At 65.4% G+C, this 19,345-nt stretch carries 18 protein-coding genes; 6 read left to right on the top strand and 12 right to left on the bottom strand.

Features of this window, described 5'->3' with window-relative positions; all coding sequences use genetic code 11:
• Positions 1-11: 11 nt before the first annotated feature.
• The 5 genes from RAC97_RS03320 (at position 12) to RAC97_RS03340 (ending at position 6,825) form a co-directional block, all read left to right on the top strand.
• Entirely contained in the window at positions 12-1,067 is a 1,056-nt protein-coding gene (locus tag RAC97_RS03320) for an NADP(H)-dependent aldo-keto reductase (protein WP_375098292.1), read from the top strand.
• A gap of 19 nt (positions 1,068-1,086) precedes the next feature.
• On the top strand, positions 1,087-1,971 hold the full coding sequence (locus RAC97_RS03325; RefSeq protein ID WP_377748053.1) for an ABC transporter permease: 885 nt from the start codon (positions 1,087-1,089) through the stop codon (positions 1,969-1,971).
• Entirely contained in the window at positions 1,968-3,626 is a 1,659-nt protein-coding gene (locus tag RAC97_RS03330) for a dipeptide ABC transporter ATP-binding protein (RefSeq protein ID WP_375098294.1), read from the top strand. Before RAC97_RS03325 ends, RAC97_RS03330 begins: the two co-directional genes overlap by 4 nt.
• 100 nt (positions 3,627-3,726) lie before the next feature.
• A complete protein-coding gene (locus tag RAC97_RS03335) occupies positions 3,727-4,929 on the top strand; it encodes an acyl-CoA dehydrogenase family protein (protein WP_375098295.1) in 1,203 nt (400 codons plus the stop codon).
• 60 nt (positions 4,930-4,989) lie between these two features.
• The gene (locus tag RAC97_RS03340) at positions 4,990-6,825 is read left to right on the top strand and encodes an ABC transporter ATP-binding protein (RefSeq protein WP_375098296.1); all 1,836 of its coding nucleotides are present in this window, start codon (positions 4,990-4,992) and stop codon (positions 6,823-6,825) included.
• 10 nt (positions 6,826-6,835) lie between these two features.
• Here RAC97_RS03340 and RAC97_RS03345 read toward each other — a convergent pair whose 3' ends face one another.
• The 10 genes from RAC97_RS03345 to RAC97_RS03390 all read right to left on the bottom strand — a co-directional run bounded on the left by RAC97_RS03345 (position 6,836) and on the right by RAC97_RS03390 (position 15,715).
• Positions 6,836-7,939, bottom strand: coding sequence for a sigma-54 interaction domain-containing protein (locus tag RAC97_RS03345; protein ID WP_375098297.1), 1,104 nt, complete (start codon positions 7,937-7,939; stop codon positions 6,836-6,838).
• Between the two features lie 8 nt (positions 7,940-7,947).
• Positions 7,948-9,168 (bottom strand): acyl-CoA dehydrogenase family protein, encoded by a 1,221-nt coding sequence (locus RAC97_RS03350; protein ID WP_375098298.1) that lies wholly within the window; start codon positions 9,166-9,168, stop codon positions 7,948-7,950.
• The gene (locus tag RAC97_RS03355) at positions 9,165-9,302 is read right to left on the bottom strand and encodes a hypothetical protein (RefSeq protein WP_375098299.1); all 138 of its coding nucleotides are present in this window, start codon (positions 9,300-9,302) and stop codon (positions 9,165-9,167) included. Before RAC97_RS03355 ends, RAC97_RS03350 begins: the two co-directional genes overlap by 4 nt.
• Before the next feature lie 280 nt (positions 9,303-9,582).
• On the bottom strand, positions 9,583-10,305 hold the full coding sequence (locus RAC97_RS03360; RefSeq protein WP_375098300.1) for a DUF4198 domain-containing protein: 723 nt from the start codon (positions 10,303-10,305) through the stop codon (positions 9,583-9,585).
• Between the two features lie 128 nt (positions 10,306-10,433).
• Complete coding sequence (locus RAC97_RS03365) at positions 10,434-11,087, bottom strand: HAD family hydrolase (RefSeq protein ID WP_375098301.1); 654 nt, start codon at positions 11,085-11,087, stop codon at positions 10,434-10,436.
• A 14-nt stretch (positions 11,088-11,101) separates the two neighbouring features.
• Positions 11,102-12,091: an ABC transporter ATP-binding protein gene (locus RAC97_RS03370; RefSeq protein ID WP_375098302.1), complete on the bottom strand. Its 990-nt coding sequence runs from the start codon at positions 12,089-12,091 to the stop codon at positions 11,102-11,104.
• A gap of 1 nt (position 12,092) precedes the next feature.
• Positions 12,093-12,887, bottom strand: a complete 795-nt coding sequence (locus tag RAC97_RS03375) for an ABC transporter permease (RefSeq protein WP_375098303.1) — start codon at positions 12,885-12,887, stop codon at positions 12,093-12,095.
• Positions 12,877-13,650, bottom strand: a complete 774-nt coding sequence (locus RAC97_RS03380) for an ABC transporter permease (RefSeq protein ID WP_375098343.1) — start codon at positions 13,648-13,650, stop codon at positions 12,877-12,879. Before RAC97_RS03380 ends, RAC97_RS03375 begins: the two co-directional genes overlap by 11 nt.
• A 56-nt stretch (positions 13,651-13,706) precedes the next feature.
• Positions 13,707-14,513: an alkaline phosphatase family protein gene (locus tag RAC97_RS03385; protein WP_375098304.1), complete on the bottom strand. Its 807-nt coding sequence runs from the start codon at positions 14,511-14,513 to the stop codon at positions 13,707-13,709.
• A 137-nt stretch (positions 14,514-14,650) separates the two neighbouring features.
• A complete protein-coding gene (locus RAC97_RS03390) occupies positions 14,651-15,715 on the bottom strand; it encodes an ABC transporter substrate-binding protein (RefSeq protein ID WP_375098305.1) in 1,065 nt (354 codons plus the stop codon).
• A gap of 325 nt (positions 15,716-16,040) precedes the next feature.
• Here RAC97_RS03390 and RAC97_RS03395 point away from each other — a divergent pair, with 325 nt between their 5' ends.
• The gene (locus tag RAC97_RS03395; protein ID WP_375098306.1) at positions 16,041-16,754 is read left to right on the top strand and encodes a UTRA domain-containing protein; all 714 of its coding nucleotides are present in this window, start codon (positions 16,041-16,043) and stop codon (positions 16,752-16,754) included.
• A gap of 78 nt (positions 16,755-16,832) precedes the next feature.
• Here RAC97_RS03395 and RAC97_RS03400 read toward each other — a convergent pair whose 3' ends face one another.
• The gene (locus RAC97_RS03400) at positions 16,833-18,986 is read right to left on the bottom strand and encodes a mechanosensitive ion channel family protein (protein ID WP_375098307.1); all 2,154 of its coding nucleotides are present in this window, start codon (positions 18,984-18,986) and stop codon (positions 16,833-16,835) included.
• 44 nt (positions 18,987-19,030) lie between these two features.
• Positions 19,031-19,198: a hypothetical protein gene (locus RAC97_RS03405; protein ID WP_375098308.1), complete on the bottom strand. Its 168-nt coding sequence runs from the start codon at positions 19,196-19,198 to the stop codon at positions 19,031-19,033.
• Positions 19,199-19,345 lie beyond the last annotated feature (147 nt).

Raw genomic sequence — 19,345 nt, forward strand, 5'->3', positions numbered from 1 at the left:
AGAACCCACCCATGAAATACCGCCCACTCGGCAAAAGCGACATCCAGGTCAGCGTCATCGGTCTTGGCACCATGACCTGGGGGCACCAGAACAGCGAACGCGATGCCCACCAGCAACTCGACTATGCGCTGTCCCAGGGCGTGAACCTGGTGGACACCGCCGAGATGTACCCCACGCCCACCCGTGGCGACACCTGGGGCAGTACCGAGCGCTTCATCGGCACCTGGCTGGCCAGGACCCAGCGCCGCCAGGACATCGTGCTGGCCAGCAAGGCCGTGGGCCCGGCCCGTACCCCGGCGCAGCAGCACATTCGCGACGGCCGCTCGCGCCACGATGCGAAGAACCTGCGCGCCGCGCTGCTGGGCAGCCTGGACCGTTTGCAAACCGATTACCTGGACCTTTACCAACTGCACTGGCCGGACCGCAGCACCAACTTCTTCGGCCTGCGCGAATACCCCTGGGTCGAAGGCGAAGAAAGCGTGGCCATCGAAGAGACCCTGGCGGCCCTGGCCGAGTTGGTCAAGGAAGGCTTGGTGCGTCATGTCGGCGTGTCCAACGAAACGCCGTGGGGCGTGGCGCAATTCCTCAAGGCCGCCGAGCGTCAGGGCTTGCCCCGCATCGTCAGCATCCAGAACCCCTACAGCCTGCTCAACCGCCTCTATGAAGTCGGCCTGGCCGAGTTCAGCCATCGTGAAGGCGTGGGGCTGCTGGCCTATTCGCCGATCGCCTTCGGCGTGCTCAGCGGCAAGTACCTCGACGGCGCACAGCCTGTCGGTGCACGGCTGTCGGAGGGCTCGCCCTATGGCCGCTTCGCCCGCTACACCAGCGAGCAATCGCAGCAGGCAGTACGCGCCTATGTGGAACTGGCGCGCAGCCGCGGCGTTTCACCTGCGCAGTTGGCACTGGCCTTCGTCGCCAGCCGGCCCTTCGTCAGCAGTGCGCTGAGCGGCGCCACCAGCCTTGCGCAGTTGCAGGAGAACCTGGGCAGCCTGGCGTTGCCGTTGGACGACGAACTGCTGGCAGCGCTGGACGCTATTCATGCGCGCCTACCCAACCCGGCGCCTTGAGCCAGTGGAGAAGCCTGCGATGAGTCTTTCTTCTTCCGATGCGCTCAACGGCCTGCGCCCCAGCGCTCGGCTGCGGTTGCCGGGCTGGTCGCTGCTGGCCCTGCGTCGCCCTGGGTTGCTGCTGGCCGGGCTGTTCGTGGCGTTGCTGGTGCTGGCCAGTTGCGAGCCGAATTGGCTGGTGCACAGCGACCCGCTGGCCGCCAGTGCCCGCGATGCTTTCCGTGCGCCCAGCGCGGCACATTGGCTGGGTACCGACGAGAATGGCCGCGACGTGCTGGCGCGCCTGGTGCACGGCGCCCGCGCTTCGTTGCTGATGGGCGTGGCAGCCACGCTCATCGCCTTGCTCGGCGGGGTGCTGCTGGGGTTGGCTGCAGGCCTTGGCCAGCGCTGGCTGGATGCGGCGATCATGCGCTTCATCGATGTGCTGCTGGCCTTTCCCGACTTGCTGCTGGCGCTGCTGATCATCACCTTCTGGGGCCAAGGCCTGCTCAACGCGGTGATCGCCATCGGCATCGCCGGCATCCCGCGCTTTGCCCGCATGGTGCGTGCGCAAACCCTGGTGGTGCGCCGTGCGCCGTATGTCGAGGCGGCACTGACCCTGGGCCTGTCGCGGGTGCGGGTGACCTTGCTGCACGTGCTGCCCAACGCGGTCAAGCCGATCCTGATCCTCGCCACCATCAGCATTGGCGGCAATATCGCCGCTGGCGCTTCGTTGAGTTTCCTGGGCTTTGGCGCGGCGCCACCGGCGCCGGAGTGGGGCGCCATGCTTTCGGTGGGGCGCAACTTCCTGGCCAATGCCTGGTGGCTGGTGGCCGCGCCCGGCGTCGCCGTGACCCTCACCGTGGTGGCCATCACCGCACTGGGCCGCGCCCTGCTGCGTCATAGCGAGGGCAAGGCGACATGAGCGAACCGACTTCCGAGATCCGTCCGCTGATCGAGGTCAGTGACCTGCACGTGGGCTTTGCCGGAACCGCACCGGTGGTCAAGGGCGTGTCCCTGCAACTGTACCGGGGCGAGTGCCTGGCGTTGGTCGGCGAGTCCGGTTCGGGCAAGAGCGTCACCTCGCGCACCTTGGTCGGCCTGGCCGGGCAGGGGGCGCGAGTAGAGGCCGCGCGCTTGCGTTTCGACCAGCACGACCTGCTCACCTGCCGCGCACGGGATTGGCAGGGCATCCGCGGTGGGCGCATCGGCTTCGTCATGCAGGACGCCCTCGGCTCGCTCGACCCGCTGCGCCCGGTGGGCCGCGAAATCGACGAAGCGCTGCGCCTGCACACACGGCTGAACCGCGAGCAGCGTGAGGCGCGGGTCATCGAGCTGTTGCGATCCGTGGGGGTGCCGCAGCCAGAACTGCGTGCCCGTCAGTACCCGCACCAGCTGTCCGGCGGCCTGCGCCAGCGTGCCTTGATCGCCTCGGCGATTGCCTGCGAGCCGGACCTGCTGATCGCCGACGAACCGACCACCGCACTGGACGCCACGGTGCAGGCCCAGGTGATGGACCTGCTGGAGTCGCTGCGCAGCAGCGAGCGGGCGATGCTGGTGGTCAGCCACGACATGGCCGTGGTGTCACGCCTGGCCGACCGCGTGGCAGTGATGCGCAATGGCGAGATCATCGAGCAGGGGCCGGTTGGGCAGGTGCTGTATGCGCCGCGCGAGGCCTATACCAAATCATTGCTGCGTGCGGCGGCGGCGGTGCACGTGCGGCGCGACCCGGCGCTGAGCAGCGACAACAGCGATGCCTTCGCCGAGCAGCCCACCGTGGTCGAGGCGCGTGGCCTGAGCAAGCGTTTCGTCGGCCCCGATGGCCAGTCGCGCACCGTGGTGCAGCCGACCTCGTTCAGCCTGCGCGCGGGCGAAACCCTGGGCATCGTCGGCGAGTCCGGCTCGGGCAAGACCACCCTGACACGCATGTTGCTGGCGCTGGAGCAGCCCGACAGCGGCCAGGTGCTGCTGCGCGGCCAGCCCTGGCACGGGCTGTCGGGCGCCCAGCAGCGCCTCGAACGCAGGCGTATCCAGGTGGTGTTCCAGGACCCGCTGAGCTCGTTCGACCCGCGCTACACCGTGCAGCGTGTGCTCGACGAAGCCCTGGCCGTGGCCGGTGTGCCCCGTGGCGAAGCGCGCCGCCTGCGCGCCGAGGCGCTGCTGCGCCTGGTGCAACTCGACCCGGTACTGCTGACGCGGCGGCCGATCGAGCTGTCCGGCGGCATGCGCCAGCGCATCGCCATTGCTCGCGCGCTGGCGGCCGAGCCCCAGGTGTTGGTGTGCGACGAGCCGGTGTCGGCGCTGGATGTGTCGGTGCAGGCACAGATTCTCCAGCTGCTCGCGGAACTCAAGCAGCGCCTGGGCCTGGCGTGCCTGTTCATCTCCCACGACCTGGGCGTGGTGCAGCAGGTCAGCGACCGTGTGCTGGTGATGAAGGACGGCGCGGTGGTGGAGAGCGGCCCGGTGCGCGAGGTGTTCGCCCGGCCCCAGCATGCCTACACCCGCACGCTGCTGGCGGCGATTCCGTTCCTGTACATCCACGAGGAGCGCGGTGTCCGTGTCGATGCGATCGCCCATTGACCCGCGCAACTGCCGGGACATGACCATGAGAAAGAAACTACGACCGGGGACCCAGCGCACCGTCGCGTCGCTGCTGTCCCCCCGCACTGGAATATTGGATATGAGCCTTCAGGCCAACAGCATCACCGCCAACCAACCCCTCAGCGTCGCCGACCTGCGGCGGCTTGCCGGCATCCGCCTGGACAAGATCGCCGAGGGCGCTGCCGAGCGTGAGCGCCAGCGTGTCCTGCCGCACCAGCAGGTGCGCGACCTGGCTGCCGACGGCCTGCTGACCTGGCGCATCCCCCAGGCCTACGGCGGCAGTGGCGCCAGCGTGCGCGAGGTGGTGCAGTTCGTCATCGACCTCGCGGCGGTGGACTCCAACATCGCCCAGGCGCTGCGCCCGAGCTTTTCCTTCATCGAGGGCCTGCTGGTGCGCGGCACGCCAGAGGAGCGTGAGCGCTGGTTTGCCCGCTATCTAGCCGGCGAGGTGCTCGGCAACGCCGGTTGGGAGGTCGGGGGTGCCAACGGCGCCATCAGTGCGCGCATCGTGCGTGAGGGCGAGCATTACCGGGTCAGCGGCAGCAAGTTCTACAGCACCGGTTCGCTGTATGCCGACTGGGTCAGCGCGGTGGCGCTGGACGAAAACCAGCAGCCGGTGTCGTTCATCCTGCCGCGCGGGCGGGAAGGGTTGGAGCTGCTCGATGACTTCGACGCCATGGGCCAGCGGCTGACCGCCAGTGGCACCACCCATCTGCACGGTGTCATCGTGCACCCGCACGAGATCCGTACGCGCATCACCGAGGAAGGCCAGCGTTCCATCGTCCCGCCGTTCTTGCAGCTGTTCCTTGCCGCGGTGGAGGCGGGCATCGCCCGCAACGCGCTGAACGACGCGGTGCACTTTGCCCGCGAGCATGCCCGACCGATCAAGCACAGCACGGCCACACGCTCGGTGGACGACCCCTACGTGCAGTTCTCGGTGGGCGAAATCTCGGCCCGCGCCTTCGCTGCCGAAGCCCTGGTGCTGCGCGCCGCCGAGCGCATCGATGCGGCATGGGCCGAGGGCTTGTCCGAGCAGGCGATCACCCGCGCGGCGGTGGACGTGGCGCAGGCCCAGTACCTGGCGGTGGAGTCGGCGCTCAAGGCTGCCGAGCTGCTGTTCGACGTCGGCGGCGCCTCCACTACCGGGCGCGCCCACAACCTCGACCGGCACTGGCGCAATGCACGCACTGTGGCCAACCACAACCCGCGTCACTGGAAGGCCGCCGTGGTCGGCGCCTGGCAGCTCACGGGCAGCCAGCCGCCGACCTCCGGGTTGTTCTGAGGTGGTGGGCCACCCACCACCTGCCACGACACCCTTCATATCCGCAAGGACAGCCACACCATGAGTGTTTTTCGATTCATCCCCCAGCCCCCGAGCGCCTTACGCAACTGGAACATTCGCAGCCTGCCGGATACCCCCCTGAAGTTCGTGCTGTTCTTCGTCAGGCACTACAAGCCCTGGTACCTGGCCATCTTGCTGCTGCAAATGGCGGCAGTGGTCTGTACGCTCCTGGTGCCGTGGGCGCTGGGGCAGGTCGCGCGTCTGGTCAGCGAGGGGGGGGCTGCCGAGCAGGCCTTGCAGGTGCTGCAATGGCCGGTGCTGGCCTTCGGCGCAGTGGTGCTGCTCGAGGTGCTGTTCACCCGGGGCGCCACCGGCGTGCATATTCGTGTGTTGCCACAGCAGCGGCGTACCGTGACCCATGCGGTGTTCGCCTACCTGCAACAGCATTCGCACCGTTTCGTCAGCAGCGAGTTCGCCGGGGCGCTGGCGCATCGGGTGTCCGAAGTGGCGCTTGGGGTCAACCAGGTCCTCAGCATCCTGTTGTTCGACCTGATCCCGCTGGTGGTGACACTGAGCCTGGCGACCCTGCTGCTGTGGACGGCTTCGTCGCTGCTGGCGGCCTTCATGTTCGGCTGGTCGGTGCTGTTCATCCTGGCCTGCTACCACCTGGCCAAGCGCAGCCACCCGCTGGCCCAGCAGTATTCCTCGGCACGCAGCACCAGCACCGGCAAGGTGGTGGATGCGGTGACCAACCTCACCAACATCCGCCTGTTCGCCCGCCACGCCTACGAGCATCGCTACCTGGGCGACTTCCTGGAGCGCGAAGTGGGCGCTGCCTATCGCTCGTTCGACTACATGGAGAAGATCCGCTGGTTCCAGTCGGTGTCGGGCATGCTGCTGAAGGTCGGTGTGCTGCTGTTATCGCTGTACCTGTGGCGAACCGGGCAGATCAGCATCGCCACCTTCGTCATGTCCACCAGCCTGTCGCTGCTGATCATCAATGACGTGGCCAGCCTGTCGCGGCGCTTCCTGGAATTCTTCGAGGCCACTGGCAATATCGCCAACGGCGTGCGCACGCTGATCCGTCCGCATGAGGTGGTGGACAAGCCAGGAGCCGGTGAGCTGAAGGTGAGCCGGGGGAGGGTGGAGTTTCGCAATGTGAGGTTCGGCTATGCGCCGGACAAACCGATCTTCGAGCAGCTCGACCTGGTGATTCCGGCGGGGCAGCGGGTGGGGTTGGTCGGCGCGTCCGGCTCGGGCAAGTCGACGCTGCTCAACCTGCTGCTGCGTCTGTATGACGTGGACGACGGCCAGGTGCTGATCGATGGCGTCGACGTGCGCGAAGTGACCCAGCATTCCCTGCATCAGCAGATCGGCCTGATTCCCCAGGAGCCTGGGCTGTTCCACCGCAGTATTCGCGAGAACATCCACTACGGTCGCCTGGACGCCACGCCGGACGAGCTGGCGGCGGCCATCCAGCGCGCAGGTGCCAGCGCCTTCATCGAAACCATGGACCAGGGCTACGAGGCCCTGGTCGGTGAGCGTGGGGTAAAGCTCTCCGGCGGCCAGCGCCAGCGCATCGCCATTGCCCGGGTGCTGCTCAAGAATGCGCCAATCCTGGTGATGGACGAAGCCACTTCCAGCCTGGACTCGATCACCGAGCGCTTCATCCAGGACAAGCTGGACGAGATCATGGACGGCAAGACGGTGATCGTCGTGGCCCACCGTTTGTCCACGGTCGCTCACCTGGACCGTATCGTGGTGTTCGACCGGGGGCGTATCGTCGAGGATGGCAGCCATCAGCAACTGTTGGACAAGCGCGGATACTACTACCGCCTGTGGAGTCGGCAGTCCGGCGGGATGTTTGCCGAGCAGCAACCCGCCGAGGTGGGCTGAATGTCCGGCCCTATATCGATAACTGCACGGCCCGGTTGGCGTGCACCTGCGCCTCTGGCCGGCGCCGGTTGACCACCAATTCGCCAATGGCGATCAGCCGCGCGCGGGTGACGTTGCGGCTCAGCCCCAGCAGGCTGGCGGTGTGCACCTGGTTGCAGTGGCAGAAACGGTAGGCGGCGCGCAGCAGGCTGTCCTCGATCTTTTCGTGCAGGCCGCCGGCCTGCTCTTCGAACAGGCGGTGGAAGGCGCGCAGCAATTGTTCGTCGACGCTCTCGACCACGGTGGCCGCAGGTTGATCGTGGCGCTCGATGCGCAGGTGCGACAGGCGCAGGTCGTCGTCCTGTACCAGCCCGTTGCGGCATACCAGCAGGGTGTGGTGGATGACGTTCTCCAGCTCGCGAATGTTGCCCGGCCAGTCGTAGCCCACCACCTTGCGTTCGGCCTCCGGGGTCAGGCGCACTTCGCCGTAGCCGAGGCGGTTGCAGTAGGTCCTGATGAAATGGCGGGTCAGCGGCAGGATGTCGCCCGGCCGTTCGCGCAGCGGGTAAAGCTGTAGGCTGACCACGTTGAGGCGGTAGTACAAATCCTCGCGGAAGTTGCCGGCGCCGATGGCTTTGTCCAGCTGCACGTTGGTGGCGGCGACCACGCGCACATTGATCGGGATGCTCTTGCGTGAGCCCAGGCGCACCACTTCGCGTTCCTGCAACACGCGCAGCAGCTTGACCTGGATGGCCATCGGCAGGTCGCCGATCTCGTCGAGGAACAAGGTGCCGCCGTTGGCTTCCTCGAACCAGCCGGCCTTGGCGGCGAGGGCGCCGGTGAAGGCGCCTTTCTCATGGCCGAACAGCTCGGCCTCCACCAGCGATTCGGAGAAAGCACCGCAGTTCACCGCCACGAACGGGCCGTCGCGTCGGCCGCTGAGGTTGTGGATATGACGCGCGACCAGCTCCTTGCCCGTGCCGGTCTCACCGATGATCAGGACGCTGGCCTCACTGGGGGCGACCTGTTGCAAGTGGGCGAGCAGCGCCTGCGATCTTGGGTCTTCGAAGACTTGTGCGGTCGCCCGGATCGAGGTAGCCAGTGTTGGCGAGGGGGGGAGGGTCAGCAGTTGCATAGGCATCTCTACGAATAGAAAGAAGGTGTAGGGCGTATCTGGCTCAAGGCCCACTCACCCAATTCATGGAGCTTGTAGTCCACCGGGTCGTGCAGGCTCTGGGTGCGCAGGTTGCGCCAGTAGCGGTCCAGGCGTAGCGAGGCATGGGTGGCGCGAGCGCCGGTCACTTCGAACAGGCGGTTGCAGATATCCAGCCCGGTGCGTGCAGCCGCCACCTTGGCCGTGGCGATGGACAGCGCCAGTTGCGCACGTTCCTCGGCGCCCAGGGCGTGTTCCTTTTGCCAGGCCGTGTCGAGCTGCTGGACGGCGCGTTCCACCAGCAGTCGTACGCCTTCCAGGCTCACCCAGAACTCGCCGTAGTGACGCAGCACGTAAGGGTCTTCGCTGACGTGCTGGGCCTTGGAGCGGAACCACGGACGACCCTCCTTGAGGGTGTACTGGCGGGCCTCTTCCAGCGCCCCTTCGGTGATGCCGAGGAAGATATGGGCGAAGTGCAACTGCGCGATCAGCGGGCGCAGGCAGGCGAAGGGCGTGCTCAGGGGGCCGGGGTCGAGCAGCAGCTCGTTCTCTTCCACTCGCACGCGCTCGAAGGTGGCGCTGCCGCTGTCAGTTTGGCGCTGGCCCATGTTATTCCAGTCGTCGTGCAGGGTAATGCCGGTGCGCCCAGTGGGGATCGCGGCGATCAGCAGCTTGCCGCCCGCGCTTTCATCGACCGCGGAGGCGATCAGCATTTCCGAATCGCTGGCACCGGAGCAGAAGCTTTTCTTGCCGGAGAATTCGCGCCAACCGTCGAAGGTCTTGACCACCGTGCGGGTATCCAACGGGTTCAGCGCATTGCCCCAGAACCAGTGCTTGCGCGCCGTCTGCTCGAACCAGGGTTGCCACTGGTCGGGGCGGGCGAACAGCCGCACGGTGGCCAGCATCAGGTGCTGGAAGCCGAAGACATGGGCCAGCGAGCTGTCGACCTTGGCGAACTCGCGAACCACGCCGAGGGTCTCGCTCCAGCTGGCGCCAAGGCCGCCGAACTGGCTGGGGATGCTCAGCGCCAGCAGGCCGCTCTGGCGAATGGCATCGCGCTGGGCTTTCGGGGTACCGCCGGCTTCATCGCGTTCCACGGCGGTTTCGGCGAATTCGCCCGCCAGTCGGCGGGCAGTCTGCAAAGGGCTGAGTACGGCAGGTTGCTGGGGGGTTCTCACTGGCGGGTCTTCCTGACGAATGATGTGGCTCATGCGGGCTCCTCAGGCGATCTTGCGCCGAGGGGCACCTGGCCAACGAACAGGCCAGCGCTATGTTCGAGACGGATGAGGTTTTTCAGGTCGGCCAGGGGGGCGAAGGCGGGGTGTTGGCGGGGATCGATAGGCATGTTCCACATCCGGAATTCGGCGCTAGGCGATGATTGCTGGGTTGGTTCAATCCTTATAAAGGTATTCGTTTATTACTCAAACGAAGAAAAACGACTATTTATATTCGATTTTGTTTATTGGTCAGGTGAAGCCGAGATGCGCGGTGCGGTAATCCCCCGACTATTTCTGTTTGAATCCGTCGAAACCATACCGTGCCGGTGTCGGTGCCAAAAGCGACGCGCAACCTTGTAGGCGCGGGCTTGCCCGCTCCTACAGGTTCAGCATCGATATGCCGGGGCATCACTCGTGATGCGGCTCGCCCAGGAAGCTCAGCGAGCTGAACAGGCTTTGCTTCGCCACGGGCGCACCGGCGGGCATCGGCACGCTGGCATTGGCGCTGATGATGTTCAGGCCTTCATTGCGCACCTTCACCCGCGCACGGCCATCCGGGCCGGTGGTGGCGCTGGTTTCGTGGGGCGCGCCGCGGTAGTCGCCGGTGAGCGCGATGCCCGAGGCCGGCTTGCCGTCGACCAGCACCAGCACTTCCAGTTCGTTGCCAGGCCCGACCTTCAGCGGGTCGCTCTGGGGAATGATCGCCAGGCGCAGCATGTCGAGCTTCGGCAGGCGCGGGGTGCTTTGGTAGATGGCCAGGCTGTACTTGAAGCTGTGGGTAGAGTCGATGGCGTTCTTGACCTGTGTGCGGTCCTGGTTGAGCCATTGCTTGTCGGGGGTTTGCGACCAGGGGCCGTTGTCCAGCACCACGGCGAGTACGGCGGGTGGGGTGAGCGGTTGCAGGCGGGCATGGTCGGCCAGGCGCTCGACGGTGACGGGAATGCTCTTGCCAGCAGCATCGAAGGCCCAGGCGCGCTTTATTTTCTCGGCCTTGAAGGCGTTGTCCTCGGCGCCGTGGCCGTACACCACCTCGATATTGCCGCGGCGTTGTTCGGTCCACAGGCCGTGGGCATTGGCGTGGGCGCTGACCATCAGCGCGAGGAGGGTGGCCAGTTTCAGCGAGCGATGCATGGAGGGTCCTCAAGGTGGGGCTATGAATTGTTATTAATGTAATAACATATCATTTCATCCTTCGCTGAAACCACTGCCTTCTGATTCGGCGCTGACCCTGAGCGGGTTTGCTTGCGAAGAAGCCCCCCTCAGGACCAGCTCAATACCGGCCAGCCATTCGTCTCGGCATGCTCACGCAGCACCGGGTCTGGGTTCACCACGAACGGGTGGTCGACCTTCAGCAGCAGTGGCAGGTCATTTCGCGAATCGGAATAGAAACTGGCGCCCTCGAGGTTCTCCTGTTCCTGGTCCAGCCACTCCAGCAGCCGCGTAATCTTGCCCTCACGGTAGGTCAGCACGCCGTGGGTCCTGCCGGTAAACACCCCGTTTATCGCCTCGAGTTCGATCGCCAGGTACTCATCGACCCCCAGCCGCGCCGCGATCGGCCCGACCAGGTGGGTACCGGACGCCGAGATGATCAGCACGCGGTCGCCCCGCTTACGGTGTTCGGCGATGCAACGGCAGGCGTCGCCATGGATGATCGGCTCGATCACCTCTTCCACCCAGGGCTCCACCAGGTGCTCCACTTCCTCCAGCGTGCGCCCGGCAATCGGCTCCAGGCTGAAGGCCATGTAGTCTTCCATCTGCAGGTGGCCCTTGCCGTAGGCTTCCATCAGCTCGTGGTCGCGTTTCAGGAAGGATTTGCCATCCACCCAGCCCAGGCGGGCCATCTGCTCGCTCCACAGCGACGCGCAGTCGCCGTCGATCAACGTGTCGTCCAGATCGAAAATTGCCAGTGCCATGTTTGAGAATCTCCTTAGGCCACTTCTCGTAGCGCCGTGGGGTCGATCGACAAGCATACCCGCTGCCCGTCCGGGTGTAGATCGGCGGATGAGCGGTTGAGCACATCCACCACCAGTTCCACGCCCCGCGTCTCGATGCGATAGCGGATGACGTTGCCCAGCAGGCTGTGGCTGCGCACCTCGCCCTCGAACTCGCCATGCTGGGCCAGGGTGATGGACTCCGGGCGGATCGCCAGGCGGCCGTGCACTGCGCGTTGCAGCAGGCGGCTGGCGCTGTCGGGGTCGAGCAAGTTGTAGTTGCCGATGAAACCGGCGGCGAACAAATCCACCGGAGCGGTATACAGGGTTTCGGCGTCGCCGCTCTGGACGATACGCCCCTGGTTCATCAGGACGATGCGGTCCGACAGGGTCAGCGCCTCTTCCTGGTCGTGGGTGACGAAGATGGTGGTCAGCCCCAGCTCGCGCTGGATCGCGCGAATCTGCTCGCGCAGGTGCTTGCGAATGCGTGCATCCAGCGCCGACAGTGGCTCGTCGAGCAGCAGCAGGCGCGGGCGGGTGACCAGCGAACGGGCCAGTGCCACGCGCTGGCACTGGCCGCCGGACAGCTGGTGCGGGTAGCGCGTGGCGAAGCTACCCAGCTCCACCAGCTCCAGGGCCTCGCGTACCCGCACCTGGCTTTCCTCGGCCGTGACCTTTTGCATGCGCAAGCCGAAGGCGACGTTCTGCTCCACAGTCATGTTGGGGAACAGCGCATAGCTCTGGAACACCATGCCGATGCCGCGCTTTTGCGGGCTCAGCGGCACCAGGTCCTGGCCATCGAGCAGGATCCGCCCGCTGTCTACCGGGGTGAGCCCGGCGATGCAGCGCAGCAGGGTGGACTTGCCGCAACCCGAGGGGCCGAGCAGGGTGACGAACTCGCCACGCTCGATGTCGCAGTCGATGTCGTGGAACACCGGGCTGCCGGCGTAGCTCTTTTGCAGTTTCTGTACGCTGACGAAGCTCATCTCAGGTTTTGTCCTTGTTCAGACGATTGGCGACCCAGGTAAGCACCAGCACAAAGGCGAAGTACGAGATCACCAGTGCGCTGTTGAAGTGGCCGCTGCTGTTGCGCATGTTGTTCAGGTACACCTGCAGGGTCTCGTAGCGTGTACCGACAAGCAGGTTGGCGAACACGAACTCGCCGAACAGGAATGAGAACGACAGCAGCAACGCCACCATCAGGCCCTTGCGCAGGTTCGGCAGCACCACCAGGAACGCCGCCTGCCAGGTGCTGGCGCCGAGCAGTTGGGCGGCGTCCATCAGGTCGCGCAGGTTGATGGCCTGCAGGTTGTTGGTGATGGCCCGGTACATGAAGGGCAGGGCGATGGTGAAGTAGGTACCGATCAGGATCCACGGCGTGCCGACCATGGCCATCGGCCCGCTACCATAGAGTTGCAGCAGCCCCACCGACGAAACCACTGGCGGCACCGCGAACGGCAGCAGGATGAGCACGTTCATCAGTGCGTCGAGCCTGGGGAAGTGGTAGTGCACCACGAACAGCAGCGGCAGGATCAGCACCACCGACAGCAGCAGCGCCCCCACGCATACCAGCAGCGACTGGCCGAAGGCGGCGAGAAAGCGCGGCTCGCTCCATAGCGCGATGTACCACTTGAAGGTCAGGCCGCTGGGCAGCAGGGTCGCCGACCAACTGGTGGCAAAGGAATAGAGCAGGGTGCCGGCCAGCGGCAGCAGCAGGATCAGGAACAAGAGGTACACCACCACCCGGTGGTAGAGCCCGCCGGCAGGTTTTTCAGCGCGCATGGTAGCTCCGTTTCAGCAGCCATTGATGAACCACGGTGACCAGCGTCATCAGCCCCACCAGCACCATGGCCAGGGCGCTGGCCAGGTTCGGGTCGAGGGTGATGTCGCCGGCCACCAGGGCAGCGATGCGGATCGGCAGCACGTTGAAGTTGCCGGTGGTCAGCGCGTACACCGTGGCGTAGGCGCCCAGGGCATTGGCCAGCAGGATCACGAAGGTGCCGAGCAGCGCCGGGGTCAGCACCGGCAGGCCAATATGTCGCCAGAACGCCCAGTTGCTCGCGCCAAGCAGCGCGGCGGACTCGCGCCAGTCCTCGCGCAGCGCGTCGAAGGCCGGGTACAGCAGCAGCACGCCCAGGGGTATCTGGAAGTAGGTGTACACCAGGATCAGCCCGGTCTTGGAATAGATACTGAAGTCGTCCAACAGGCCGACCTGCTTGAGCAGCAACGTCAGCGCGCCGTTGAAGCCGAGCAGGATGATGAAGGCGAACGCCAGGGGCACGCCGGAAAAGTTGCTGGTCATGTTGGCGAAGGCACTGACGAAGTCGCGCAGCTTCGAGTCGACCTGGCGCAGCGAGTAGGCGCCCAAGGTGGCGATGACGATGCCGAACAGGCTCGACCAGAAGCTGATCTCCAGGCTGCGTTGCAAGGCCTGCAGGTAGAACTTCGAGGCGAACACCTTGCTGAAGTTTTCCAGCCCCCAGCCGCCCTCGCCTTGCAGGCTGTGGATGGCCACCCAGGCCAGCGGGGCGATCTGGAAGACCATGAAGAACAGCGCGAATGGCAGAAGGCAGAGCAGGGCAAGGGAACGGGAACGGGGTTTCACGTGAGCAGCTCCCGGCAGACCGGTTTGTCGTGGGCGGCGCCGAGCAGTTCGCAGATGGTGCCGCACAGTTCGGTTTGCAGGGGTTTGGCGGCCGGGTCCAGGCTGAAGGCTTCGCCAAAGACGAACAGCGGCACCTCGCGCTCCTCGGCCAGCAGGCCATTGTGCGAGCGGTCGTTGTTCATGCCGTGGTCGGCGGTCACCAGTACCTGGTAGCCCTCTTCCAGCCAGCGCGGCAGGTAGTCGGCCAGCAGGATGTCGGCACTGCGCGCGCCGTTGCGGTACTGGCTGCTGTCCAGGCCGTGGCGGTGGCCGGCATCGTCGATGTTCATCGGGTGCACCAGCAGGAAATTCGGGGCGTGGCGGCGGCGCAGGTATTCGGCGTCGGCCAGCAGGTGCGAGTCGGGGTAATGGTCGGCCCAGTAGAACAGGCCGTGCTGGATCGGCATTTTCGGCGCGTGGGTATGGCGGTCGCGCAGCGGGTCGAACGGCGAGCGGTTGTACAGCTCGCTCATCCAGTGGTAGGCCGCCGCCGCAGTGCCCAGCCCGGCCTCGCGGGCGTAGTGGAACACGCTGCGCTGGTTGGACAGGCGGTTGACGTTGTTGTGCACGATGCCGCTGTCGATCGGCGGCACGCCGGTGAGGATGCATTCGTACAGCGGGCGTGACAGCGATGGCAGTTCGCATTCGACGCGGTACAGCGCGGCGCGGTCGGCTTCGACGTAGGCGTGCAGGTGGCCCATGGCGTGATGGGCCACCTGGTAGTTGAGGCCGTCGAGCAGGACCAGGATGACGTTGTGTTGCATGGTGGCTCCGCAGGGTGTCAGTCAGTCCGCGTCGCCCTCTTCGCGGGCAAGCCCGCTCCTGCAGGATTGATGGAGAGGCCTGTAGGAACGGGGTTGGCCGCGAAAGGGCCGGTTCAGGCGCTACACATTTCGGCCTGTCATTCCATCTCGATGATCACTTGCTCCTGCCACATCTGCGGCAGCTTCTTGGAGGTCGCCTCCCAAGCCTCGGCGTTCTTGATCGGCTGTGCGGCCATGTACTGCTCGTTCGGCAGCAGCTTGGCCTGGACTTCGGCTGGCAGTTTCAGGTGCTCGGCACGAATCGGACGGGCGTGACCGATGGCCAGGTTGATCTGCCCGGCATCGCTGAAGATGTACTCGCGGGCAAGCTTCGCGGCGTTGGGGTGCTTGGCGTACTTGTTGATGATGGTGGTGTAGCCGGAAATCACCGAGCCGTCGGCGGGAATCAGCACTTCAAAGCGCTTGGGGTCGATCTGGTCGCGGTAGCTCAGCCCGTTGAAGTCCCACACCACACCCACTTCCACCTCGCCCTTCTCCAGGGTCTGGATGGTCGGGTTGGCCAGCGACAGGCGCTTTTGCTGGGCCAGCTTGGTGAACAGCTGCAGGCCCGGGGCCACGTTGCTTTCGTCGCCCTTGTAGGCGATGGCGGCGGCCAGTACGCCGTTGGCGGCCTGGGCGGCGGTACCGACGTCACCGATGGCGACCTTGTACTTGCCTTTCTCCAGGTCGTGCCAGGTTTTCGGACGTTCGTCTTCCTTGACCAGGTCCTTGTTGATGATGAAGGCGATGGTGCCGGTGTAGGCCAGCGCCCAGTGGCCGTCCTGGTCCTTGGCCCAGGCCGGTACCTGCTCCCAGGTGCTCGGCTTGTAGGGCTGGGAAACGCCCTTGGCCACGGCGATGGGGCCGAAGGCGGCGCCCACGTCGCCGATGTCGGCGCTGGCGTTGTCTTTCTCGGCTTCGAACTTGGCGATTTCCTGGGCCGAGCTCATGTCGGTGTCGCTGTGCTTGAGGCCGTACTTGCTGGCCAGGTCTTCCCAGGTGCCTTTCCAGTTGGCCCAGGCATCGGGCATGCCCACGCTGTTGACCACGCCTTCCTTGCGGGCGGCGTCTTCCAGGGCCTTGAGGTCGGTATCGGCGGCCATGGCCGAAGTGCACAGGGCGATGGCCGAGCCCAGCAGTGACGCCATGAAGAACTTTTTCATCCGAAGCTCCTTTGGTGGGTGCCTTGCAATCGTTGTAATAGGGGACCTTGCTCGATAACGGTTGGTCTAGGTCAGCAAACCTTGAGCCAAAGTAGGCACCTTGCATGACAGTTTGATGTAGAAGCGCTGCCAGGGCAGGTGCCTGGCAGCCCTGGAAATACAGCGTAGACCAGATCGAAGGCCTTGATATTCAAGGCTTGGCCCGCTTCTGGCAGGTGCTGGGGCAATACCTTTGTCACGGGATGTTCATCAGCCGTGCCTAGGCTTGCACTACTCTCCAGGTGCTCCGTTATGGGGCTGGACTAGTCCAGATAGGTAACTCTTGATGCAAGCGACGCCACCGCGGGCGGTAACAGCGATCTGCCATGCCTTGCAGGAGCAGATCGAGCATGGGCTGCTGGCGCCGGGTGGCAAGCTGCCGGCCGAGCGCAAGCTCAGCGAGGTGTTCGACACCACGCGCATCACCCTGCGCGAGGCCTTGGTGCAGTTGGAGGCCCAGGGCCTGATCTACCGCGAGGAGCGGCGCGGCTGGTTCGTCGCGCCCGAGCGGCTGACCTACGACCTGATCGAGCGCAGCCACTTCCATGCCATGGTCCGCGACCAGGGGCGGGTGCCTGCCACCGAACTGCTGTCGGCGCGCCTGCAACCGGCCTCGGCAGCGGTGTGCGCGCGCCTGCGCCTGCCGGCGTTGTCCAGTGTGGTGCGCATCTGCCGCTTGCGGCGCATCGATGGGCGCGCGGTGCTTTACGCCGAGCATTACCTGAACCCGCATTACTTCCCCGGGATTCTAGCGTCGGATTTGGCGCAGTCGCTGACCGAGATCTATGCCCGCGAATACGGCATCCGCTATGGGCAGGTGTGTTTCGAGATACTGCCCACGGCATTGCCGGTGGAGGCGGCGACGGCGCTGAAGGTGTCGGCGGGTAGCCCGGGCCTGCACATTACTCGGGTCAACAGCGACCAGCACGGGCACTTGATCGACTGTGACCTGGAGTATTGGCGGCACGATGCGATTCGTATCCGGGCCGAGGCGGGGTGAGTAGTCGAAACAGAAACTGCGTTGGGCCTCAAGAGCGCTGGTGAACCTGTCGGAGCGTCGAGCCGCCACGAAAAGGCCCTAGCTGGATGAGCCAGCCTCCGTCATGCCACCCCCACCCGCCGTTACCACTTGCACGGAAAGGCGCGGCGTCGCCAAATCCACCCCGGCGTCGTCGAGGTGCCGCTTCAGCGCCAGGTTGAACGCCCGCGACACCTCCCATTGCTTGATCGGCGCGGTCTTGAAACGCGCCCGCAGAATCGCCGACCCCTGCTCGAAACTCTCCACCCCCTGCAACTCAAGCGGCGACCAGATGTTGCGTCGCATCAACGGGTCGTTGCGCAGTTTCTGCCCGACCTCGCGCACCAAGGTAATGGCCTGGTCGATGTTCATGCTGTGCGGGATCGCTACCCGAAAGATCGCGTAGCCGAACTCGCGCGAGTAGTTCTTGATGCTCTTGATCTCGCTGAACGGAATGGTGTGCACGATGCCGTCGATATCGCGCAGGCGCACGGTGCGGATGGTCAGGCCCTCCACCGTGCCGAGGTGGCCGCCGACATCGACGTAGTCGTCGATGGCCAGGGAGTCTTCGATGATGATGAACAGGCCGGTGATCAGATCGGCCACCAGCGACTGTGCGCCGAAACCAATGGCCAGGCCGATGACGCCGGCGCCAGCGAGCAGCGGGGTGACGTTCATGCCCATGTTGGCCAGGGCGACGATCACCGCAATGATGAAGATCGTCACGAACATCACGTTGCGGATCAGCGGCATCATGGTCTGCGCCCGGGCATTGGCCATGCCCCGGCGCGAGCGCACCAAGGCGTGGTGCACGGCGGTGTCGGCAAGAATCCACACCAGCCAGGCGGCAATCAGCGTGCCGGCCAGGCCCAGCACGCGCACGCTGACGTCGTGGCCATCGCCTTGGGCAAAGGCGATCATGGACAGGCCCCACACCCGCAGCCCCAGTTCGATGAACAGCAGCCAGATGAACAGGTGCAGCAGCGCGTAGGCGAAGTTGCTCAGGCGTTCGGTGTACAGCGCCTGGCGCGGGTGGGCGCGTTTCGGCTTGGCGGCGTGGCGCCGCACCAGGCCGTTGAGCACCATGCACAGCACCACCAGCACCGTGCACATCAGCGATTGGCGCAAGGCGGTGCTGGTGTCGCCTGCGGAAACGAAAGTGGCGAACAGCGAGATCGCCACCAGGATCAGCGCCGGGATGAACCAGAAGCTGCCAAGGATCTCGATGGTGTCGCTCAGGGTGCGTCGGGTAAGCCTGCGTGACAGCGGCTGGTTGCGGATCAGGTGGGCGATGGGGCGGCGGAAACGCAGGATGAACAGCCCCGTGCACAGCGCGGCCAGCATATTGGCCAGGGTCGCCAGGCCATGGGCCAGGTGGCTGCCCAGGGCGGTAGTCAGGCGCGGGTCGCTCATCGCCTCGCCAAAGGCGGCGAAGCTGCCAATCAGCCACAGCGGGCGGAACGCCTGGTGCCGCAGGATGTGCAGCGCGCGGTGGCGGTGCGGGCCGTCGAGCAGGGAGAAGGCGATCACGCAGATCGCCGAGAAGCAGGTGCCTACCACCAGGGCATAGGCCAGCACCATGGCCAGCGACTTGCCCAGCGAGGGCGGCAGGGCGAAGCTCAGGTACACGGTGAACATCAGGGCCACCAGCCACGGCCCCAGCTTGCGCAAGGCGAAGCGCACCAGGTCCCAGGTGCGCGGGTGTTGTGGCAGCTCTTCGGAGAGTCCGAAGCGCACCCGCACCCGCTGCCCCACCCAGTTGAAGGCGTAGGCCAGCAGGCTCCACACGGCGATGACCGCGGCGAAGCCGAACAGAATCGCCGGCCATTGCTGCACCGGCACCACCAAAGCGGCGAGTTCGGCCTGGGCCTGGTCGATTTCCTGGGACCAACGGAGAAATGGGCTGGCCTCGCCGCTGAACTGCTTCTCCAGGTCGTGCATGGCATTGCCGATCAGCCCCAGCACGCCCTGTTCGACGGTGGGTTGCGACTGCTGGGTGGCATCGCGCAGCTTCTTCAGGTCAGCCAGCAGCTTGGTGCGTTGCTGGTCGTTCTCCAGGTTTTTGATGACCTCGTCCAACGACTTGCCCAGCGGCTCGCTGGCCTCGGGTTGCGCTGGCGCGCTGCTGCCGATCAGGCCGGGAAGACCAGCGGCGTGGGCCGGGGCGATGCAGAAGAACAGCAACAGGAGAAGGCAACGCAGGAGGGCTGGCACCGGGAAATCTACCTCAGGTCTAACGATGGGCCGAGTGTAGAGGTTTACGAGGGCAGCTGCTCCAGGATCTTCCAGCACGTCAGGCCAAAGATGCCCAGGGTGCCGATCCACATCATCAACACGCCGACATTGCGTTCGCGCAGGCTGAAACCGATGATCAGCAGCATGAGGAAGAGAAAAACGGGTACGAACAGCGAGAGGAAGGGGGACATGGCGGCAATCCTTTTGCGTGGTGCATGTCTTGAGCATAGCGTCTAAAGCGGGATCACGATGGCCATCCAGAGCGCTCGGGGCCCGTGGGCGCGGGTTCACCCGCGAAGAGCTCACAGGGGTGTATGGCACCGGCTTTGCCGGTATTC

This window comes from Pseudomonas sp. LS_2, assembly GCF_042709235.1.
Classification (GTDB): domain Bacteria; phylum Pseudomonadota; class Gammaproteobacteria; order Pseudomonadales; family Pseudomonadaceae; genus Aquipseudomonas.

What these genes read in the sequence shown, in the direction of transcription:
- RAC97_RS03320 (WP_375098292.1), top strand. Translation starts at nt 12, where the DNA reads ATGAAATACCGCCCACTCGGCAAAAGCGACATCCAGGTCAGCGTCATC.
- RAC97_RS03325 (WP_377748053.1), top strand. Translation starts at nt 1,087, where the DNA reads ATGAGTCTTTCTTCTTCCGATGCGCTCAACGGCCTGCGCCCCAGCGCT.
- RAC97_RS03330 (WP_375098294.1), top strand. Translation starts at nt 1,968, where the DNA reads ATGAGCGAACCGACTTCCGAGATCCGTCCGCTGATCGAGGTCAGTGAC.
- RAC97_RS03335 (WP_375098295.1), top strand. Translation starts at nt 3,727, where the DNA reads ATGAGCCTTCAGGCCAACAGCATCACCGCCAACCAACCCCTCAGCGTC.
- RAC97_RS03340 (WP_375098296.1), top strand. Translation starts at nt 4,990, where the DNA reads ATGAGTGTTTTTCGATTCATCCCCCAGCCCCCGAGCGCCTTACGCAAC.
- RAC97_RS03345 (WP_375098297.1), bottom strand. Translation starts at nt 7,939, where the DNA reads ATGCAACTGCTGACCCTCCCCCCCTCGCCAACACTGGCTACCTCGATC.
- RAC97_RS03350 (WP_375098298.1), bottom strand. Translation starts at nt 9,168, where the DNA reads ATGAGCCACATCATTCGTCAGGAAGACCCGCCAGTGAGAACCCCCCAG.
- RAC97_RS03355 (WP_375098299.1), bottom strand. Translation starts at nt 9,302, where the DNA reads ATGCCTATCGATCCCCGCCAACACCCCGCCTTCGCCCCCCTGGCCGAC.
- RAC97_RS03360 (WP_375098300.1), bottom strand. Translation starts at nt 10,305, where the DNA reads ATGCATCGCTCGCTGAAACTGGCCACCCTCCTCGCGCTGATGGTCAGC.
- RAC97_RS03365 (WP_375098301.1), bottom strand. Translation starts at nt 11,087, where the DNA reads ATGGCACTGGCAATTTTCGATCTGGACGACACGTTGATCGACGGCGAC.
- RAC97_RS03370 (WP_375098302.1), bottom strand. Translation starts at nt 12,091, where the DNA reads ATGAGCTTCGTCAGCGTACAGAAACTGCAAAAGAGCTACGCCGGCAGC.
- RAC97_RS03375 (WP_375098303.1), bottom strand. Translation starts at nt 12,887, where the DNA reads ATGCGCGCTGAAAAACCTGCCGGCGGGCTCTACCACCGGGTGGTGGTG.
- RAC97_RS03380 (WP_375098343.1), bottom strand. Translation starts at nt 13,650, where the DNA reads ATGGTCTTCCAGATCGCCCCGCTGGCCTGGGTGGCCATCCACAGCCTG.
- RAC97_RS03385 (WP_375098304.1), bottom strand. Translation starts at nt 14,513, where the DNA reads ATGCAACACAACGTCATCCTGGTCCTGCTCGACGGCCTCAACTACCAG.
- RAC97_RS03390 (WP_375098305.1), bottom strand. Translation starts at nt 15,715, where the DNA reads ATGAAAAAGTTCTTCATGGCGTCACTGCTGGGCTCGGCCATCGCCCTG.
- RAC97_RS03395 (WP_375098306.1), top strand. Translation starts at nt 16,041, where the DNA reads ATGCAAGCGACGCCACCGCGGGCGGTAACAGCGATCTGCCATGCCTTG.
- RAC97_RS03405 (WP_375098308.1), bottom strand. Translation starts at nt 19,198, where the DNA reads ATGTCCCCCTTCCTCTCGCTGTTCGTACCCGTTTTTCTCTTCCTCATG.